This is a genomic window from Microbulbifer hainanensis, from assembly GCF_014904735.1.
Taxonomy (GTDB): Bacteria; Pseudomonadota; Gammaproteobacteria; order Pseudomonadales; family Cellvibrionaceae; genus Microbulbifer; species Microbulbifer hainanensis.
On record NZ_JACZCR010000040.1, the window covers coordinates 39421 to 57870 of the forward strand.

General features: G+C 58.2%; 20 protein-coding genes and 1 tRNA gene. 14 read left to right on the forward strand and 7 right to left on the reverse strand.

What is annotated here, in order from left to right; genetic code table 11:
* Positions 1 to 5 precede the first annotated feature (5 nt).
* Complete coding sequence (locus tag IG168_RS15485) at positions 6 to 884, forward strand: NAD(P)-dependent oxidoreductase (RefSeq protein ID WP_193165323.1); 879 nt, start codon at positions 6 to 8, stop codon at positions 882 to 884.
* 136 nt (positions 885 to 1020) lie between these two features.
* On the opposite strand, the gene IG168_RS15490 is transcribed toward IG168_RS15485, so the two are convergent.
* Positions 1021 to 1458 carry a carboxymuconolactone decarboxylase family protein gene (locus IG168_RS15490; protein ID WP_193165324.1) on the reverse strand — a complete coding sequence of 146 codons (438 nt, stop codon included), beginning with the start codon at positions 1456 to 1458 and terminating at the stop codon, positions 1021 to 1023.
* A gap of 133 nt (positions 1459 to 1591) precedes the next feature.
* Here IG168_RS15490 and IG168_RS15495 point away from each other — a divergent pair, with 133 nt between their 5' ends.
* On the forward strand, positions 1592 to 2497 hold the full coding sequence (locus IG168_RS15495; RefSeq protein WP_193165325.1) for a LysR substrate-binding domain-containing protein: 906 nt from the start codon (positions 1592 to 1594) through the stop codon (positions 2495 to 2497).
* A 220-nt stretch (positions 2498 to 2717) separates the two neighbouring features.
* Here the strand turns inward: IG168_RS15495 and IG168_RS15500 are convergent, their stop codons facing one another.
* On the reverse strand, positions 2718 to 3467 hold the full coding sequence (locus IG168_RS15500) for a 3-oxoacyl-ACP reductase family protein (RefSeq protein ID WP_193165326.1): 750 nt from the start codon (positions 3465 to 3467) through the stop codon (positions 2718 to 2720).
* Between the two features lie 109 nt (positions 3468 to 3576).
* On the opposite strand from IG168_RS15500, the gene IG168_RS15505 reads away from it, so the two are divergent.
* Positions 3577 to 4506 (forward strand): LysR family transcriptional regulator, encoded by a 930-nt coding sequence (locus IG168_RS15505; protein WP_193165327.1) that lies wholly within the window; start codon positions 3577 to 3579, stop codon positions 4504 to 4506.
* Between the two features lie 31 nt (positions 4507 to 4537).
* Here the strand turns inward: IG168_RS15505 and IG168_RS15510 are convergent, their stop codons facing one another.
* A complete protein-coding gene (locus IG168_RS15510; protein ID WP_193165328.1) occupies positions 4538 to 4858 on the reverse strand; it encodes a putative quinol monooxygenase in 321 nt (106 codons plus the stop codon).
* A gap of 16 nt (positions 4859 to 4874) precedes the next feature.
* Entirely contained in the window at positions 4875 to 5951 is a 1077-nt protein-coding gene (locus IG168_RS15515) for an alkene reductase (protein WP_193165329.1), read from the reverse strand.
* Between the two features lie 133 nt (positions 5952 to 6084).
* On the opposite strand from IG168_RS15515, the gene IG168_RS15520 reads away from it, so the two are divergent.
* Positions 6085 to 6711: a TetR/AcrR family transcriptional regulator gene (locus tag IG168_RS15520; protein WP_193165330.1), complete on the forward strand. Its 627-nt coding sequence runs from the start codon at positions 6085 to 6087 to the stop codon at positions 6709 to 6711.
* A gap of 321 nt (positions 6712 to 7032) precedes the next feature.
* On the opposite strand, the gene norR is transcribed toward IG168_RS15520, so the two are convergent.
* Positions 7033 to 8592, reverse strand: a complete 1560-nt coding sequence (gene norR, locus IG168_RS15525; protein WP_264300119.1) for a nitric oxide reductase transcriptional regulator NorR — start codon at positions 8590 to 8592, stop codon at positions 7033 to 7035.
* A 184-nt stretch (positions 8593 to 8776) separates the two neighbouring features.
* Here norR and IG168_RS15530 point away from each other — a divergent pair, with 184 nt between their 5' ends.
* The 3 genes from IG168_RS15530 to hmpA are packed head-to-tail and all read left to right on the forward strand — an operon-like array spanning position 8777 to position 11515.
* Positions 8777 to 9028 carry a hypothetical protein gene (locus tag IG168_RS15530; protein WP_193165332.1) on the forward strand — a complete coding sequence of 84 codons (252 nt, stop codon included), beginning with the start codon at positions 8777 to 8779 and terminating at the stop codon, positions 9026 to 9028.
* 1 nt (position 9029) lies between these two features.
* Entirely contained in the window at positions 9030 to 10274 is a 1245-nt protein-coding gene (locus IG168_RS15535) for an NnrS family protein (RefSeq protein ID WP_193165333.1), read from the forward strand.
* A gap of 47 nt (positions 10275 to 10321) precedes the next feature.
* On the forward strand, positions 10322 to 11515 hold the full coding sequence (gene hmpA / locus IG168_RS15540) for an NO-inducible flavohemoprotein (protein ID WP_193165334.1): 1194 nt from the start codon (positions 10322 to 10324) through the stop codon (positions 11513 to 11515).
* Positions 11516 to 11796: 281 nt separating this feature from the next.
* Here the strand turns inward: hmpA and IG168_RS15545 are convergent.
* Positions 11797 to 11872: transfer RNA gene (locus IG168_RS15545), tRNA-Arg, on the reverse strand.
* Between the two features lie 436 nt (positions 11873 to 12308).
* Between IG168_RS15545 and IG168_RS15550 the strand changes: the two genes are divergently transcribed.
* From IG168_RS15550 to IG168_RS15560, 3 genes are all read left to right on the forward strand, one after another.
* The gene (locus tag IG168_RS15550) at positions 12309 to 12491 is read left to right on the forward strand and encodes a PA3496 family putative envelope integrity protein (protein WP_193165335.1); all 183 of its coding nucleotides are present in this window, start codon (positions 12309 to 12311) and stop codon (positions 12489 to 12491) included.
* Positions 12492 to 12911: 420 nt separating this feature from the next.
* A complete protein-coding gene (locus IG168_RS15555) occupies positions 12912 to 13256 on the forward strand; it encodes an STAS domain-containing protein (RefSeq protein WP_193165336.1) in 345 nt (114 codons plus the stop codon).
* Positions 13256 to 15010, forward strand: a complete 1755-nt coding sequence (locus tag IG168_RS15560) for an ATP-binding SpoIIE family protein phosphatase (protein ID WP_193165337.1) — start codon at positions 13256 to 13258, stop codon at positions 15008 to 15010. Before IG168_RS15555 ends, IG168_RS15560 begins: the two co-directional genes overlap by 1 nt.
* Before the next feature lie 54 nt (positions 15011 to 15064).
* Here IG168_RS15560 and IG168_RS15565 read toward each other — a convergent pair whose 3' ends face one another.
* Positions 15065 to 15754 (reverse strand): 2OG-Fe(II) oxygenase, encoded by a 690-nt coding sequence (locus IG168_RS15565; RefSeq protein ID WP_319024730.1) that lies wholly within the window; start codon positions 15752 to 15754, stop codon positions 15065 to 15067.
* Between the two features lie 281 nt (positions 15755 to 16035).
* Here IG168_RS15565 and ccmA point away from each other — a divergent pair, with 281 nt between their 5' ends.
* The 4 genes from ccmA to ccmD are packed head-to-tail and all read left to right on the forward strand — an operon-like array spanning position 16036 to position 18430.
* Positions 16036 to 16704 (forward strand): cytochrome c biogenesis heme-transporting ATPase CcmA, encoded by a 669-nt coding sequence (ccmA, locus tag IG168_RS15570; RefSeq protein WP_319024731.1) that lies wholly within the window; start codon positions 16036 to 16038, stop codon positions 16702 to 16704.
* A complete protein-coding gene (ccmB, locus tag IG168_RS15575) occupies positions 16691 to 17416 on the forward strand; it encodes a heme exporter protein CcmB (RefSeq protein ID WP_193165339.1) in 726 nt (241 codons plus the stop codon). Before ccmA ends, ccmB begins: the two co-directional genes overlap by 14 nt.
* A gap of 14 nt (positions 17417 to 17430) precedes the next feature.
* On the forward strand, positions 17431 to 18189 hold the full coding sequence (locus IG168_RS15580) for a heme ABC transporter permease (RefSeq protein WP_193165340.1): 759 nt from the start codon (positions 17431 to 17433) through the stop codon (positions 18187 to 18189).
* A gap of 13 nt (positions 18190 to 18202) precedes the next feature.
* The gene (gene ccmD / locus IG168_RS15585) at positions 18203 to 18430 is read left to right on the forward strand and encodes a heme exporter protein CcmD (RefSeq protein WP_193165341.1); all 228 of its coding nucleotides are present in this window, start codon (positions 18203 to 18205) and stop codon (positions 18428 to 18430) included.
* Positions 18431 to 18450: the final 20 nt, after the last annotated feature.

An 18450-nucleotide genomic window follows, 5' to 3' on the forward strand; every position in this document is an offset into this window, starting at 1 on the left:
ACGAAATGCGACTTGGATTTATCGGCCTGGGAGCCATGGGCCGGCCAATGGCGGTCAATCTCCTTCGGGCCAATTACCCGGTAAAGGTGTGGGCGCGAAATCAGACTGTGGTTCAGGCACTGGTCGAGGAGGGCGCGGAGAGCGTGGCTTCGGCGCGAGAGCTGGCCGATGTTGACGTCCTGTTTTCCATGCTTTCAGACGATACCGCGGTTCGCGACCTGTTGCTCGACGGCGGTATCCTGGCGGGGATGCGACGTGAAAGTATTCACGTCAATATGGCTACGGTGTCCTTGCGCTTCGCCCGCGAATTGGCATCCGCGCACGCCGAGCGCGGTATTGGCTATGTCGCGGCGCCGGTACTCGGCCGGACCGATGTGGCTGCCGCGGGAAAACTGAACATTCTGGCCGCGGGTGCTGACGACGCTATCGGGCGTGTGCAGCCGTTGCTGGATATTCTGGGGCAACGGACCTGGCATTTCGGAACATTGCCGGAGCGGGCCAACGCGGTGAAGATCGCCGCAAATTTTTCTATTGCCTGCGCGCTGGAAGCCATGGGGGAGTCTTTCGCGCTGGTGCGTGCCCAGGGTATCGATGCCGCCAACTTCCTGGATTTATTAGTGAATACCCTCTTCGCTGGCGCACCGGTATACAAGGGCTACGGCGCTATGATCGCGCAGCAGCGCTTTGAACCCGCTGGCTTCAAATTGCCGCTGGGGCTCAAGGATGTACAGCTGGCTATGCAGGCGGCCGAGGAAGCGCACCTGCCGTTACCCTTTGCCAGTATATTACGCGACAACCTACTGGATGCTATCGCCCAGGGTGATGCGGAGCTGGACTGGTCGGCGGTGGCAAAAGTCGCGGCGCGGCGCGGCGGTTTGACGTAAGTCTATGCGGGTCGTGGCTGGGGCGGCCATCGCAGCGCGGGGCGAGGGGGTAAGGGTATGGAAAATTCCGAAGCATCCGGGGCGCGAGCCCCGGACAACAGGTTTGGCTGCATCACTTGCGCGATGCTTGCCAGCGCTATTCGGGGCCTTTGCGAAAGGCAATTGCATACCGGTTCCAGCCGTTGATGGCATTGATCAACAGGGTCAGGTCGGAGAGTTCGGCCTCGCTGAAATGGGGCTTAACTGCTTCCCAGGTGGCGTCCGGGACATGCGTCTCGGAAATCAGCGTCAGCGACTCGGTCCATTCCAGCGCGGCGCGTTCACGCTCGGTGAAGAATGGTGTTTCCCGCCAGGCGACGACAGTTGCCAGGCGACGATCGTCCTCGCCACCTTTTTTGGCATCCGCGGAGTGCATGTCGACGCAAAAGGCGCAGCCGTTGATTTGAGAGGTCCGCAGGCGTACCAGCTCGACCAGCGGTTTTTCCAGGCTGGACTTTCCGATCTGTTCTTCCAGGGCAAGCATCGCCTTGATCGCGCCGGGGCTGGCTTTGTAGAAATCGAGTCGTGCGCTCATAGGTCTTTCCTCAGGTTGGTAATTCGTGTGGATGACAGCGGTCACCTCATTGGTACACGGGTAAAAATAGAAAAAATGCCGCCCGCTAAAAAGATGCTGTTTTTCAATTCACTATCTCAATTTCAGGATAGTAATGATGGATCTCAATGACCTAAGGTACTTTGCGTTAATCGTTGAGCACGGCGGTTTTACCGCCGCAGAACAGGTCGCTCACGTTCACCGCTCCAAATTGAGTCGCCGAGTCGCGCAGCTGGAGGAGCGCCTGGGGGTGCGCCTGCTGCAGCGGAGCACACGGAGCCTGGCACTGACAGAAGCCGGACAGGCCTTTTACGAACACTGTGCCGCGATGCTGATTGAGGCGGACGCGGCGGTGGAGGCGATCGCGCAAATGCGCAGCGAGCCGGTGGGAACCGTACGGCTAAGTTGCCCGGTAGCCATGGCACAACTGTATATTGCGCGGTTGCTTGCGGAGTTCATGGTGGCCCATCCGAAGGTGCGCGTGGAACTGGACTCTAATGACCGAAACATTAACCTGATCGAAGAGCGCGTCGATATCGCCGTAAGGGCGCGAGATTCCGCGCTGCAGCAGCCGGGACTGGTCGCCCGCCGAATTGCCAGCGGACGCTTTATCCTGGCTGCCAGCCCCGCATTTTTCGATTCGGCCGGCCAAATTGACAGTCCGGAAAAGTTGGCAGAATGCGATACGCTGGGGGGGCTCGCTGGAGGTGAAAAACAAATATGGTCGCTGGTCACGGCGGACGGGCACAGCGCGCGCGTCGAGCACCGCCCCCGCTTACTGTGCTCGGATCTCAGTGTGCAGTACGAGGCGGCCATCAGTGGGGTCGGCATCGCATTGCTGCCCGAGCGGATAGCCTCGCGTGGGCTAAAATATGGCGCGCTGGTAAGGGTGTTGCCAGAGTGGAGTACGCCCGAAGAGGACGTGCACATACTGTTTGCCAGTCGCCGGGGTATGCTGCCTTCGGTACGCTCACTCGTTGATTTTCTTGTCGAGCGCCTGCCGGCTGCGCTGCAGAGTTAGCGCCAGCGGCGCTGTCCGTTTTACTGTCGGAGGCAGCGGGACATAAACGGGAGAAATGGAAACAGGGAGAAGAGGGGAGTCTTTTACTGCGGTCGGTATAGATTTCAATGCGGTGTTCTCGGACGCTGATTGCGCGACTGCGGAGCATCCGCTTTGCAGGGCAGCCGCAGGCCCGGTCTCTGCGATTTACCGGGCCCCGGCCGTCGGCTGCTGTTACCGGTCAGGCAGTAAAACCGCCATCGATTGTCAGGCTGGCACCGGTAATGTATGCCGCTTCCGGGCCTGCCAGGTAAGCGACGAAACCGGCGATTTCATCGACAGTGCCAAAGCGCGGAAGCGCCATCAGTGACTTGAGCGCGCTGGCGAATTCGCCGTCTTCGGGATTCATCTCGGTATTGATCGGTCCGGGTTGCAGGTTGTTGACGGTAATACCCTTGGGGCCCAGATCCCGCGCCAGTCCCTTGGTTAATCCGACCATGGCAGCTTTACTCATTGCGTAGACAGCGCCTCCGGGAAAGGGCATGCGATCGGCGTTGCAGCTGCCGATATTGATGATGCGGCCGCCGTCGCCCATGTGTTTTTCCGCTTCCTGAGTGGCAATGACGACGCTGCGTACGTTGACAGATAAGGTGCGATCTAGGTCCGCGATATCAAGATCGGCGATGGGCGCCATGGCCAGGACACCGGCATTGTTTACGAGAATGTCCAGTCGGCCGAACTTGTCCACGGTCTGCTGAACGGCGCCTCGCAGTTCATTCTCCTCTGCACTGTTGGCCTTGATGGCGATGGCTTTGCCGCCGGCCGCGACGATAGAGTCTACGACCGATTGTGCAGCATCGGGGGAACTGCTGTAGCTCAGCGCAACCGATGCGCCATCTTTCGCCAGTCGTTTGGCGATCGCGGCACCGATGCCGCGGGAGCCACCCTGGATAAAGGCAACCTTGTTGTTCAGTGCGAGTGCGTCAGTCATTTCAAAATACCTCGGTGATGGGGGACGCCCGCAGTATCCCCAGTTGGGCCATGTCTGAGTAGCCACAAATCGGGCGTTACATTCGATACCATTGGTTTAGAATTTTATTATGGATACATTGAATGGCATCGATTGCTTCATTCGCAGTGCTGAAGCGGGTAGCTTTGCAGAGGCCGCGCGGCAACTGGGATTGACGCCCGCTGCGGTTGGAAAAAACGTGGCAAAACTCGAACAGTTGCTTGGGGTTCGTCTTTTTCAACGGAGTACTCGCAGCCTGAGTCTCACCGAGGCGGGCAGACAGTTCCTCGCCGAGTCCACCGACAGTTTGTCGCAGATCCAAGCGGCAATGGCCAATCTGGCAACCGCCCAGGGCCGCTCCACCGGCACCCTAAAGATTAGCCTAGCCCCATCCTTCGGCTGTAATTATGTCGTGCCGATGCTTGCGGGATTCATGGAGCAATACCCGCAAATAGTGCCGGATCTGCGTTTTTCGAATCGGGCCGTCGATCTGGTGAGCGAAGGCTTTGATGTCGCTATTGGTGGCGGTTTTGAGGTCTCACCGAGTCTGGTGGCGAGGGAGTTGGCGCCCGCCCATCTGGTGTTGCTGGCGAGCCGTGACTATCTCGATCGCAGTCCCCCGATTTCAAAACCCACAGATTTGGCCAGGCACAGCGGCATTCTGATTCGCTCGCCCCAGTCTGGACGCGTGCTGCCGCGAATCCTGCAGGGTCCAGGGGAGCAGACCTGTGTACTGAAAATGCGAACCCGGATGACGCTGGATGACCCTGACGCGGCCTGCGCGGCAGTGCTTCGCGGGCTGGGTATTACCGTGGTGGGAATGGCGCATTCGATCCCTTTTCTCGAGCGCGGGGAGGCCGTAAGAGTCTTGCCGGAATGGTTTGTGGACAGTGGTACGATCAATATCTACTTTTCGGGACGCAAGCTCCTGTCGCGTAAAACCCGAGTGTTCGTGGACTATATCGTTGACGAGTTTCGCCGACTGGAATTGTCCGAGCGGTTGGCGGCCAATATTAAATAAAAACGCCCCGGACGGAGCGTTTGTTTCTATTTTATTTGACCCACTCCTGAAGCGGTTCATACATGGCGAATTTGCGTTCTTCCACCAGCCATTCCGGGAGCCGTGCTTCGTAGTCCTTGCGATAATCCTTGGTCAGCAGGTGATTCTGGCGGAATACCTCCCAGGACGGTTCAGCCCAGCGCTCGAATATCATGATCTTGTGGGGATTGATGAGGTTGCGCTGCAGGTAGGTGCTGACGAAGGTGTCTTCCTCCGACATGCGGTTGAGCACGTGCAGCAGCGCTTCCATGAATTCGTCTTCCCGTTCGGGTTTTACATTGAATTCGACGGTGAAAATCAGATCTTTTGACATCTTGAATGACTCCAAACTAAAGGCTGGGATAGTCGATATAGCCGCGGGCGTCGCCGCCGTAGAAGCTGTCGGGATCAGGGGTGTTCAGCGATGCATCCGTGCTGATCCGGGCCGGCAAGTCAGGATTCGCAATAAAGGCCTTACCGAAGGTAATGGCGTGCGCGTGACCACTATCGATCCAGGCGCTGGCGCGCGCGGCGTCAAAACCACCATTGGCAATATAAGTACCGGTCCATAGCGGGCGCAGCTGCTCGATCAGCTTCAATTCGCTGGCCGGTGCGCCGGGCGCCGGTTCAACCACGTGCAGATAGGCCAACTGCAGGGCGTCGAGCGCGCGATAGACTTCGCTGAATGTTTCCAGACGATTGATGTCCTCAACGTCATTGTAGGTACTCGTCGGGCTAAGGCGCACGCCCACCCGTTCTGAGCCCCAGACATCGATTGCAGCCCGGGTGATCTCCAGCAGGAAGCGGGCGCGATTTACAGCGTCGCCGCCGTACTGGTCAGTTCGCTGGTTAGTACCGCTCAGGAGAAATTGCTCCGGCAGGTAGCCGTTGGCTGCGTGGATCTCTACACCGTCGAAACCCGCCGCCTTGGCGCACCGGGCGCCGTCGGCGAACTGGCCGATGATTTCGGCAACTTCGTTCGTGGCGAGAGCTCGAGGCGCGTCGACGTCGGTAAAGGTGCCGTTGACAAAGGTCTTCACTCGCGCGCGGATGGCGGAGGGCGCCAGCGGAGCCTGTCCCCCGGGGAGCAGAGACCTGAAGCTGATGCGGCCGACATGCCAAAGCTGGAGAAAGATTTTGCCGCCGGCCGCGTGCACGGCATCGGTAACCTCTTTCCACGCTGCTACCTGCGCTTGGTTGTAGATCCCGGGCGTGTTGTCGTAACCCTTGCCCATTGGGGACACCTGGGTGGCCTCGCTGATGATCAGGCCGGCGCTGGCGCGTTGCCTGTAGTAAGTGGCGGCCATGGGGCTCGGCACGCCGTTGTCGCTGGCGCGGCTGCGGGTCAATGGGGCCATTAGTACCCGGTTTTGCACATCGATGGCACCAATCTGCAGAGGGCTGAAAAGGGAAGGATACTTGCTCATGGACAACCTCTTTCATTGCAAGTGAACCACTGGATACCACCGTATCGGCAGTAGCCTCAATTTCCTACCATACGGTATGAAATTGTTTTATACTATTGAGTAGGAAATTTGGAGTGTCAAGCGTGAGTGCAATATGAATGACAAGTCTGCCCGTAAGGCGAAGAAAAGCGGTCGCCCCTTGTCGTTTGACCCAGAGTGGGCACTGGACGAGCTCATGCGCGTGTTCTGGCGGCAGGGATATCAGGCGACCAGCGTAGAGGACCTGGCGCGTTCTATTGGTGTGACCAAGCCCAGCGTTTACGGGAGCTTTGGTGACAAGCAGCAGATCTTCCTGAAATCACTGGATCACTATGTGGACACTGCACCGCAAGGCGAAGAGCGTTTTCAAAACGATACGGGTCCGCTCAAAGCGAACCTGCTGCGGTTGTTGGAGAGGGTGGTGAGTGACGGTGGTGAAGCGAAGCGCGAGCCGGGCTGTATGTTGGTGAATGCCACCGTTGAATGCATGCAGCTGGGATCTCCATTCAGCGATCACATTCATGCCGGCCACGATCTGACCATCGGGCGACTAAGGCGAATACTGGAGCGAGCCAGAGAGAGAGGCGAGCTGTCTGACACCGCGGATTTGGACCGCCTGGCGCACTATCTCAACATGCTAACTGTTGGGGCGGCAGTGATGAAAAAGGCGGGTGCCGACCGGCGAGAAATAACGGCGGCATTGGAAATTGGGCTCGAGGCGCTAGATAGCTATATGCCATAGTGAGTACGTCGCCCAGAAGAGTTGTTCCAGTCCGCAGGGCCGGCTAAGACTTCCCTGGCGTTTGCATGTGCGAACATTTTTTTGCGGGCAAGAGCTGGGAATTGGAATCTCTAGGGGGGGAAGCGAAGTGGGAGGTTGGCGTCCCAGGGTGGCACTGAATAGTAGTCGAAATGCCGCGTTTTATATAAATTTTTGTTTTTCAGGTTGGGAAAACATAGGCTGAGGCAAGTGTGCTCAGGATCCGTTAGCTTAACTATTTTGCTGTCTTTAGACCGAATTCGATAGCCGCCTTAGCTGGCCGCTTCAATTTCGGCACTCCAATTACTCGCGTTTCGCTATCACTCGTTTCTCCACGTGGACGCCTAGCCGTTTTGCCAGCCGGGTGAGATTGGCCCTGTCCAGGCCCAGGCTCCGCGCGACTGCCGCCCAGTTGCCGCCGTATTGCCGCAACTGCTCGCTAATTAATTGTCGCTGGAAGTCGTCAGTCGCCTCCCGCAGCGATATGAACTGTGAGGCGGGTTTGACGACCTCTGTGGCAGCGGCTGCTATTTCGGCCCGCAGGTCGAGATCGCAGTGTTTGGCTTCCACTTTGATGATATCTCTACCCCACTGTTCGCTGCGTGCCCGAAGGGCCGCTCGGCTTACCACGTGTTCCAACTCGCGGACATTGCCCGGCCACGAATAGTGCAGCAGCAGCTGCTCGCTTTCCGCGGCCAGTTTCAGTTGGCGAACCCCCAGGCGGTGGGCCGTCAATTCGAGAAAATATCCGGTCAGCAGCAATATATCCGACTGCCGCTCTCGTAGGCTGGGAACGCGGATGGGATATACGCTGAGCCTGTGATAGAGGTCGGCGCGGAACTGCCCCGCCTCGACCTCGTGTTTGAGATCGCGGTTGGTGGCGGCGATAACCCGCACGTCTACCTGGTGCACCTCGTCCACACCTAGCGGTTGAATTTCTCCGCTTTGCAGCGCTCGCAAAAGCTTACTCTGTACCGGTAGCGGGAGCTCGCCTATCTCATCGAGAAACAGTGTGCCGCCGTCGGCGAGCTGGAATTTGCCCGCCCTGTCGCGTTCCGCACTCGTAAATGCGCCCTTTACATGTCCGAAGAGTTCGCTTTCGGCGAGTTGTTCTGGCAGGGAAGCGCAGTTGATATAGACCAGTGGGTTATTGGCGCGTGTCGAAGACTGGTGCACCGTCCGGGCAACCAACTCTTTACCAACCCCGGTTTCCCCTTCAATCAGCACCGTGTAATCAAATCCTGCAACGAGATCTATATCGTTTTTCAGTTGCTGCATCGGAACGCTCTTACCGATCAGTTCGCCGCCGTCGCGGGTCAGGGCCTCTAGGTTTAGCTCCTGCAGGACCTCGCGGGCATGCAGAGCGTGATGCTCGAGCTGCTCGAGGCGCATCGCGGTTTTTAGTGTGGCGGCCGACATGGCAGCGATGATTTCTAGGGTCCGCTGGGGTATCTGGTCGAAGGCCCCTGGCGTCAGGCTATCCAGCGTGACTATGCCTATGAGGTCCCGGTCCGCATAGAGCGGCAGGCCCATGCAGGCGTGGACGGGCAGGTCACCCGCTTCCGCCAGCAGCAGGCCGTCGTAAGGGTCAGGGTAGTCCGCATCATCTGTAAACCTCACCGGCTCTTGTGCCGCGCAAATGTCGCGCAGCCTGGGGTGATCCTCAATCTGGAAGCGTCTTCCCAGTGCTTCCTTCGCCAGCCCTTGAATCGCCAAGGGCTTCAATAGCCGGTCGTGATAGGAGAGAAGTGCGACTGCATCGCAGTTGATGGCTTTGCGGATAGTGCTGAGCAAGCGGTCGAACCTATCTTCATTGGTGAGTCCACGCGCCAAATCCAGGGCCAGCTCTATGAGTACCGACATGTTGAGTCTTGTCATGTCAAATTAACACGAAATAGTTGAAATTACCGCCAACTAGAGTAGTCAAAATAACACGTTATGGAAAGAGAAAACCTTTAAGTTATTGATAAATAAAGAAAAATAAATTGGCATGCCGTGTGCAAGCTATCGGTGACCCTTGGCGGACGGACAAACACCGGGAGTTTCCATGACTTGGGCATTCAACCAACACGAAACAGATTTATATCGGCGGATGATCAGCGGCGCCAACCGAACCCTGGTGGTCTCAGCCCTGGCATTTGTGGCCACCATTCTTATCGGCTATCCGTTTGCTGACAGTTTCTGCATTCACCTGCTGGTGGCGGATCATATCGGAATGATTCTGCTAGCTACCGTCATCAAAATCGCCTATGTGGCGCGCTGCGTGGCTCAGCGCGGGCTCGGCCAATTGGTGAGCTGAAATGGCGGTGTCAAACCAGTCCAGGGTCGTACTGGCAGCGCCGGGTCTGGCACTGCGAGGGGCCAAAACCTCGGCCACCTTAAATTGGGCCGTCTTTCGACTGGCCTTCCGGCCCTTTTTCCTGGTCGGCGCCGGCTTTGGCGTTCTAGCCATAGCTGCGTGGCTGTTGTCGATCACCGGCTGGATTTCCTGGCGCAGCGGCCTGGCACCGCCTCTATGGCACGCCCACGAGATGCTATTCGGATTTGGTGGTGCAGTGGCCATGGGTTTCCTTTTGACCGCGGCGCAGACCTGGACAGGTGTCCCCAGTGTGAGTGGCATTCGCCTAGCTCTGCTTGCCGCCGTTTGGCTGACAGCCAGGATTTTGCTGTGGCGGTGTTCCAGCCCTGCCTGGTTGGCCGGGGCGTTTTTGTGTGAATTGGCCTGGTGGCTGGGAGGTATTGCCGCTCTGGCTAGGATGTTGTTCAAGTCGCGCAATCGCCGCAACTACTTTTTCTTGCCTCTACTGTCCGTCACGGCGGGGCTAGATTTAACGATGCTGGGTGCTGCCACCAGTGGTCACTTTTCGTTTGCGGCCCATCTGGCACAAACCGCAGTGCTGATGTTTGGTCTGCTGATGGGATTGGTTGGTGGCAGGGTCATCCCATTTTTTACCGCCAATGCGCTTGGCGATGTGCAGCAGCGAAAGACGCCGCAACTGGACCGATTGATTCTGATTTGTGCGGCTCTCGGCAGCTTGATTTATTTTACCGGCTACTTTCTCCGACCGCCTTTTTCGCCCTTTTGGATCATGCTGCTGACTGCGGCCCTGCACGGCTGCCGTCACCTGTATTGGTATCCGCGTCGGGTGCTCGCCCATCCGTTGCTCTGGTCCCTGCACTTGTCGTATCTGGCGCTGAGTATCGGCATGGCGTTAATCGGACTCAGCTACCTGCTTCCGTGGATTACTTTCCAGAATGCCCTGCACCTGATCACGATAGGAGCCATGGGGCTGATGATTCTGTCCATGATGTCCAGGGTCAGCTTGGGCCACACCGGACGCCAACTTCGCGCATCGCGCAGGCTTGTCGTCGCGTATTTGCTACTCGCGGTTGCGGCTCTGGTTCGTGCGTTTGGCCCGCAGTGGCTGCCACCGTTGCTCGCCTGGATTTTGGCGGGCACTTTCTGGATCGTCGCCTTCGTTCTATTTCTGTGGCAGTACGTGCCAATTCTTCTGCGGAGCCGTCTCGATGGGCGCCCCGGATAACCACCACTTTCACCAATAGGTATCTTACGTTGTATGAGGAAAATCCTATGCTATCTGCAAGCACCATCACTACTGTAAAGCAAACCGTACCGCTGCTGGAAGAGGCGGGGACAGGCATCACCGCGCATTTTTACCAACGTATGTTCCGGTTGAACCCGGAGCTACAGAACGTCTTCAATATGAGTAACCAGCGGGATGGTCGCCAACAGTTCGCACTGTTCAATGCGATAGCTACATATGCCAAACACATCGATAATCTGCCGGCACTCGGCGCCATGGTGGAGCGTATAGCGCACAAGCATACCAGCTTGTACATTCTACCGGAGCAGTACGACATCGTCGGCCATCACTTGATTGAAACGCTGCGCGAGATGGTGGGTGAACAGTTTACGCCGGCGGTCGAAACTGCCTGGCGTGAGGCATACGCCTTCCTTGCAAAGATTTTTATAGGCAGGGAGGCTGAGTTGTATCGGAGCAATGAACAGGCGCCGGGTGGCTGGCTCGGTCCCAAGCTATTCAAGGTCCTCGACAAGCGGCCGGAGTCCGAACTGGTCAGCAGTTTCCGCTTTGCGCCAGTCGATGGTGGTCCTGTAGTGGACTACAAGCCGGGCCAATACCTCGGCGTCAGGATAAAGGCTGAGGGGGCCGAATATTTCGAGATTCGCCAGTACTCTCTCTCAGACAAGGCCAACGGGGAAAGCTACCGGATCAGCGTTAAGCGTGAACACAATGGGGGGGCGGGTCTGGTGTCCAACTATCTGCACGATCATCTGAACGTTGGGGATCATGTAGAACTCCTCCCGCCCGCCGGGGACTTCTTTCTCAGGGCTGTCGGGTCGCCCACTGTGCTGATTTCAGCAGGTGTGGGCCTGACGCCGATGATGTCTATGCTGGAAACCATCGTTGACGTCCACGCGAATACGTCTGTGCTATTTCTGCATGCCTGTGAAAACCGCATGCAACACTCCTTTGCCGCACGGCTGGAGGGGTTGGTCGACAGTCAGGACTTGGTGGATAGCTACGTCTGGTACAACCGGGGTAAGGTGGATGCTGCGAATAATCATTTTTCGGGGCTAATGGATCTGGAAACCATTAGCGATAAGCTGCCACTCCACGAAGGTGAATATTATCTTTGCGGGCCTGTAGGCTTTATGGCATTTGTCAAAGGCCAGCTGCTGAGCCTGGGGGTGGGGGGGGGTCGCATCCACTACGAAGTGTTTGGCCCGCACAGCGACCTCTAAAGCCCCTGCTGCTTGACCCCGCGGAAGTGCTGCACCTAGGTTACCTAATGGTGTTTGGGGTCTCGTACCACGGAAGTGCAACTTATTTCAAGGTGCTCGTGGCGATACAAACTGTTTGGAATATGAACTCCCCGGCTTGCGTCCTGGTGATGAGATAGGAAAAGGCATGAGGGCGGAGTCGGGGTTTTGCTGAGCCTAGTGGGATCAACTGCGAGTTGGGGGAATAATATTGGGTAAGGTTAGGTAGTTGTGGGCGTCTTCTGATTGGGTGAGATTGAAGATGGCGTCCCCGGGTGGACTCGAACCACCAGTCCGGACTTAGGAGGTCCGTGGTTTATCCTGTTAACCGACGGGGACTGCGGGTCTGGCCCTGAGAGACCAGTTCCGTGCGCCCGGTATCGGGCGGGCCGCTATTCTAACGCCTGCCGTTGTCGGTGTCATGCCGCGTGTCGGGGAATTGGGTCTCTCCATCGGGGGGCAGGCCGGGCCCCTTGTCACCACAGGTAACATTCAAGGCTTGTGGTTACCCATGTCCCCGCGATCTCGCTGTCATCCCGCCTTCGAAAAACTGTCGCCGAACAGACACATATCGGCGCTATTTTGGCGCCACTGGGGCCTGTTTCGGAGCAAGTTTTTTCCCGCCAGTCGGGTCCTCTTTGCTGGCAATTAAAAACCCGTTTCGGAAGGCAAAATATTGCTTGACCGCGATTGGTCGAGCTGGCTAATCTCGGCTTGAACAACAAAAACAACAAGGGTGTTTCTGCGCTCGCAGATCGAGATTGTGGAGTTTCGTATGAGCGGCAACGTTAGCGGAAATAACATAGATTTTGATACCGATGACATCCCACAGATTGCAAACGAGGTTCTGAAGCAGGCCACGTCGCAGCCCCCCCGCGATGCCCGCCGAATGGTTGAGGATAAGCTGGAGGAAATGCGTCTGCGCCGTGAGCTGATGGACTACGACTTCGATTTGTAGACTCGGAGAAAGGCGCCAGTAATGGCGCCTTTCTGCTTTCGGGATCTGTATCGCCTGACGGGTTGCGTCCGGGTGTTCGGACTGCTTTACCTGTTGAGGGATAGCTTTTATTGTTCGTCCTATCTGGTGGAGTGTCTGGTTGTGTCTCCGCATCAAGACGGACGATAAAGTAGGCAGGGCGCAACAGTCCCACTTTACGCTCGTCTGCCGCTGGGATATTGCGGTTGGCGAAGGATCTCAATTATAACTCTGTTTTCTTGTTGAGCGGGTTCGCACAGTATCGCATCGCGTTGTCTGCCGGATTGGGGCCGCGGACATCGAGTGGTTCGTCGTATCATGTGCGGAATTTAATTCCGGGTGACAACGGTATTGGCCGAAAGAGGCTGAGTCGTTGTTGGTCTTCAGAAAAGGAACTTCGCTATGGCGGTATTGGAGCGGACAACAGCACGGGTGGATAGCGAGCTGTCTGAAGGCGGTGACGCGCTGACCATTCGCGTTTGCGGCAATTTCGATTTCAACGTGCACCGCGAATTCCAGCGGGCATATCAGAACCTACCCCTCTCACCCAAACACTTCTGTATCGATCTCTCGGAAACCTACCATCTCGACAGTGCGGCGCTGGGCATGTTGCTGCTGTTGCGCGACCACTGCCTCGGAGATGTGGACGATGAAGCGCAGTGCACGGTGGAATTGCGCAATGCCAATGACCATGTGGAAAATATCCTGCTGGTCTCCAACTTCGATAAGATTTTTACGATTCGCTAGTGTTCGAAAAATTTCGCGTACTGATTATCGAGAGCGAGGGTGCCGAGGCTGCAAAGCTCCGCCAGCTGTTGCGCGAATGCTCTATGGGAGAAGGGGGAATTCGATCCGTAGAGACCAGTCTGCTAGCCACGCCAGCTGACGCCCTGGAAAACTATTCTGAACTGCGCCCCGATTTGGTCATTTTCGGGCCCTGTGCTGCCCGAGTCGCCGGGCCCGATGACTTGCAGCGGCTGCGCGCTCGGGCCGGATTGGAGCCGGTGCCCATCCTGTTTGTTAAATCAGAGCGGGAGACCCTGGATTCCGGGTGCCTGCAGGCCGGCTGTGATGACATTCTCCTGCAGCCCTATAACGTCAATCTGGTGCAATTAAAGCTGGCTGCACTGCAGCGATTCTGCGAATTCAACCGATCCCTGATGGCACAGCGCAACCGGATGCGTCGCCACCATGCCGATCTGCTCAAGGAGCAGGCGAGTGCACGGCAGATCTTCGACAATATGGGGCACGAAAGCTGTCTCGATCAGACCGATGCCATCCGCTACCACTTGTCCCCGCGGGCGGTCCTCAATGGCGATGTGCTGGCCGCCGCCTATGCCCCCGGTGGCAAACTGATGATGTTACTCGGGGACTTTACCGGCCATGGTCTTGCCGCAGCGGTGGGTGCGGCTCCGTTGACCTCGATCTTTTATTCAATGGTGCCCAAGGGGTTTTCCCTGAGCCATATCCTCAGAGAGCTGAACACTAAGCTGCACAGGATATTGCCGGGCAACATGTTCTGCTGCGCGGTGATGATTGAGCTGGACCCCCATAAGAAATATGTGCGGGTGTTCAACGGCGGCATGCCGAGTGTCTGCCTGCGCCGCCGTTCCGGCAACCTGCGCCTTCTGGAGTCGAGTCATCTGCCGCTCGGCGTGCTCGAAGAGGCGACTGTCGAAGAAGCCATTGTCTATATCCCGATAGAGGAGGGCGACCAGCTCTACCTGTGGAGCGACGGGATTCACGAGGCGCGTAATCTGCGTGGCGAGCTGTTTGGTGAGCAGCGGCTGCTGCAGGCCATGGCGACACCGGTCGCTGATGGGCGTCGCTTTGACCACTTGCTCGCCACAGTACATCGTTTCAGTGCCGACCAGCATGATGACCTCTCGCTGGTTGAGGTTTGTCTCGACATGGCGCCAGGCCCGGCAACGACGGTGGCGGGTAATGCGGGCGCGAGCCAGGAGGTGATCCGCGTCGGCGACTGGGCCATCAACTTCACGCTGGGCCCTAAAGAGCTGTGTGATGCAGATCCCTTGCCGCTGTTACACGGGGTACTGGCCCAGGTGCCCGGCGCGGCGAATTTCCAGGATCCGCTGACCATTGTGCTCGGGGAGTTATTTCGGAATGCGCTTGAACACGGATTGCTACAGCTGGACAGTGCGCTGAAGCAGACGGATCGCGGATTTGCCGAGTATTACCGGCAGCTGCACAGCGGCCGTCGGGCATTGGAGGAGGGCTGGATTCGCATCGCATTGCGTTGCCGTGATCGCGATGGTGAGGGCGTGCTCGAAGTGGAGGTCGAAGATAGTGGATCCGGCATGCCGGAACAGGCCGCAGCGGGTAACGTGTATTCCGGTCGCGGTCTGCCATTGCTGCGGGCCATCTGCCGGGACGTGCATATTCAGTCTGGCAGCAGCCGCGTGCGTGCGGTCTTGAACTGGGGAGCGGTATCTCCGCCAACCGCTGCGCCGGCTTCCCGACGCAGGGCGGCGAAGTCGTAGCGGGCCCCGGAGCTTAGTACCGAGACCCGCTGCAGGCAAAAGCCTATTGTGCGGTTAACCTGTCTTACCGCCGAACTTTCCGCCCAGCCATCCCTGCAATTGCTTCAGCTTGTGCGAGAGGCGGCCACGCTTGGCCTTGCGCAGCTTGTCCTCTGCACTGACCAGCCAGGCAATCTGAATGACGCGGCGCTCTCCCTCGAACGGCAGGTGACCGTGAAACGAGTTGTCGGCGCGCTTGAAGGCAACCAGGGTGCCGTAAATCGGCTGGATCTCGGGGACCACGGTATCTTCGAAGTCATCGATCCTGTTGAGGAAGCGCAGGCAGCCTTCGCTGGTCGAGGCCCAGTCGCCATTCAGGTACAGCAGGGCGGTAGCGATCTTCGATTTGCCATCGGTGTGAATATTGCCGTGGCGCTTCTTCAGCGTACGGGAAATGGAAACGTAAGTCGGATACTGGGACATATTCTCGATACCGAGATTGTCACCGATGGCATTGGCGAATTCCGGTTCGATCATGCGCTTGATCAGTGCGTTCACCGAGTCGCCGCACTCTTCGCTCTCGTAGGGCAGGTAACCGGAACCCTTCAGTTTGGGAAAATCTTCCAGCAGCGACGGCATAATGTCGCGCGGCAGCATGTCTTTAGCGACCATAAAGGAAAATGGTTCTGAGCGTACCAGGGTGTCCTGGTGGGCCAATGCAGAGGCTTTCAGCCAGCTGCTGGTATCGGCGGCGAGGGTGGTCACGATTGCGCGTCCTCTTCGTTGTGGATTACATCACTCCGGTTAACGCCGCCCAAACAGTGTTTTGGTGTGTGTCGAGCGGGCCTAGATCGGGCAAACATATCAGAGGAGCCGCCTGTCGCCAATGACAACCGGCATCGGCGCCGTGCCGTGCAGTCGGTTTGGCGGCTGCCTGGGCAGCTTCTGTCAGCTCCAGTGGAGCCGAATTCCATGCAATTACCGCCGCAGCCGGTATAATGCCGGTCATTATTTCGTCAGCAAAAGTACCGTCGGCCCCAATGCCCGTGAAAGCCAATTCCCCTGCCTGCCTGCAAGTGCGCGATCTGTCCTGTGAGAGGGACGGCCGGCGCCTGTTTGCGGGGCTCAGTTTTGAATTGAATTCCGGCGGCGCGCTGCAGGTGGAGGGGGCCAATGGCACCGGCAAAACCACGCTGCTGCGCACGCTGATCGGCAGTGCCGGCGATGCGGAGGGGAATATCTACTGGAATGGCGCCGCACTGCCGGCGGCGCTGCCCCAGTTGCGGGAATCCCTGCTCTACATCGGTCACCAGGCCGGTATCCGAAGGGGGCTGACACCGCTGGAAAACCTGGTCTGGTATGGCGCGGGTGAGGAAGACGCCTTGCGGGCGCTGGAGCAGGTGGACCTCTTCGGTTTCGAGGGCAGCCTCTGCCAGCACCTGTCGGCGGGCCAGAATCGGCGCGTCGCTCTCGCGCGACTGTATCTGTCAAACACGCCGCCGTTGTGGATTCTTGACGAACCACTGGCTGCGCTGGATGTGGCCGGTGTATCCAGCCTGCAGGGGCAGATGGCCTGCCACCTGAGCCGCGGAGGTTGCATTCTGTTTACTTCCCACCAGCCGGTGGCGCTGGCGCAACTGCAGCGGGTTAATCTGTCGGATTACGCGGTCGCCGCGGATGCGTTTATGGAGGAGGGCGCCTATGGCCTCGGTTGATTCCATTGCAGTCCGCGATCCCGCGGAGCCGTGTCATCGCGCCGGCCCCGGCTTTATGGCCCTGTTGCGCGTTGAACTGCTGCTGGCCCTGCGCCGCCGGGCCGATATCGCCAATCCGCTGCTGTTTTTTGTCACGGTTCTCGCCCTGCTGCCGCTAGGGGTGGGGCCAGAGCCGGAACTGCTGGCGCGCATGGCGCCGGGGATGATCTGGGTGATGGCCCTGCTGGCCACGCTGCTGTCCCAGGAGAGCCTGTTCCGCAGCGATTTTGAAGACGGCTCCCTGGAGCAATTGACCCTTTCCCCGCAACCGCTGTATTTCGCGGTACTGGCCAAAGTGACTGTGCACTGGCTGGTTACCGGTTTGCCGCTGGCACTACTGTCACCGCTGCTGGCGATGATGCTGAACCTGCCGGCGGCGGGTTATCCCAGCCTGCTGCTCTCGCTGCTGCTGGGCACCGCCTGCCTGAGCCTGATCGGTGCAGTAGGGGCGGCCCTGACCGTTTCACTGCGGCGCGCGGGCCTGCTGCTGGCACTGATTGTTATGCCGCTATACGTGCCCGTGTTAATCTTTGGCACCGGCGCAGTGCAGGCAGCACTCGATGGCTATGCCTACAGCGTGCAGCTGGCAGTACTCGCCGCACTGCTCGCCGCGGCCGCCGCGCTGGCCCCACTGGCGGCTGCGGGTGCGATCCGCATCAGCTTAGATTCTTGACGGAGGGTTTCCCCTTGGCCTGGCAATGGTTTCACCGCTTGGGTTCGCCGCGCTGGTTTTATCAGAAGACCAGTGGTTGGCTGCCGTGGCTGGCGGCAGCCAGTGTGTTACTGCTGTTGGTGGGGACCGTCTGGGGGCTTGGCTTTGCGCCTCAGGATGCCAAGCAGGGCAACAGCTACCGTATCATCTATATCCATGTGCCGGCGGCTTTCCTGGCCCTGGCCGGCTACTACATCATGGCTTTCAGTGGCGCCATCGGCCTGATCTGGAAGATGAAACTATCCTACGCGGTCATGCGCGCGGCAGCGCCAATCGGCGCTGTCCTGACGTTCATCGCGCTCTTTACCGGGTCTCTCTGGGGCAAGCCCACTTGGGGTACCTACTGGGTTTGGGATGCGCGCATCACCTCCATGCTGATTCTGCTGTTTCTGTATGTCGGCGTGATCGCCCTGTCGCGCGCCTTTGCCCGCGAGCAGGTGGCGGACAAAGCCTGTGCGCTGCTGGCATTGGTTGGTACGGTGAATATCCCGATCATCTACAAGTCGGTGGACTGGTGGTTTACGCTGCACCAGCCGGCGACCATCAAGCTGACCGAGTCCAGCAGTATCGACCCGAGCATGTTCTATCCGCTGCTGGTGATGATCATCGGTTTCTACTGTTTCTACGCCTGGACCCTGCTTGTGCATACGCGAAACCTGATCTTGCAGCGCGAATGGCGCACCCAGTGGGCCCAGCAAGTACTGCGTGGCGAGCCCCTGGGCGATGCCGGTTAACGAGGGTCAAGTCATGCAATTCCAGTTCGCCAGTATTGCCGATTTTCTGTCCATGAACGGTCACGGGGTCTATGTGTGGATCGCCTATGGCATTTCCTTCGCCGCACTGGCTGCGCTGGCCCTGCAGCCGGCACTTCGCCGCCGTAGTATGCAGCGTGAACTGGCACGGCAGCAGCGCATTCAGCAGCGCCGCCGGGAGCGGACTCAGGCGCGTCCTGAACCGCTCGCGGTCAGTGAATAGAATTTACCCGTAAGGATTAA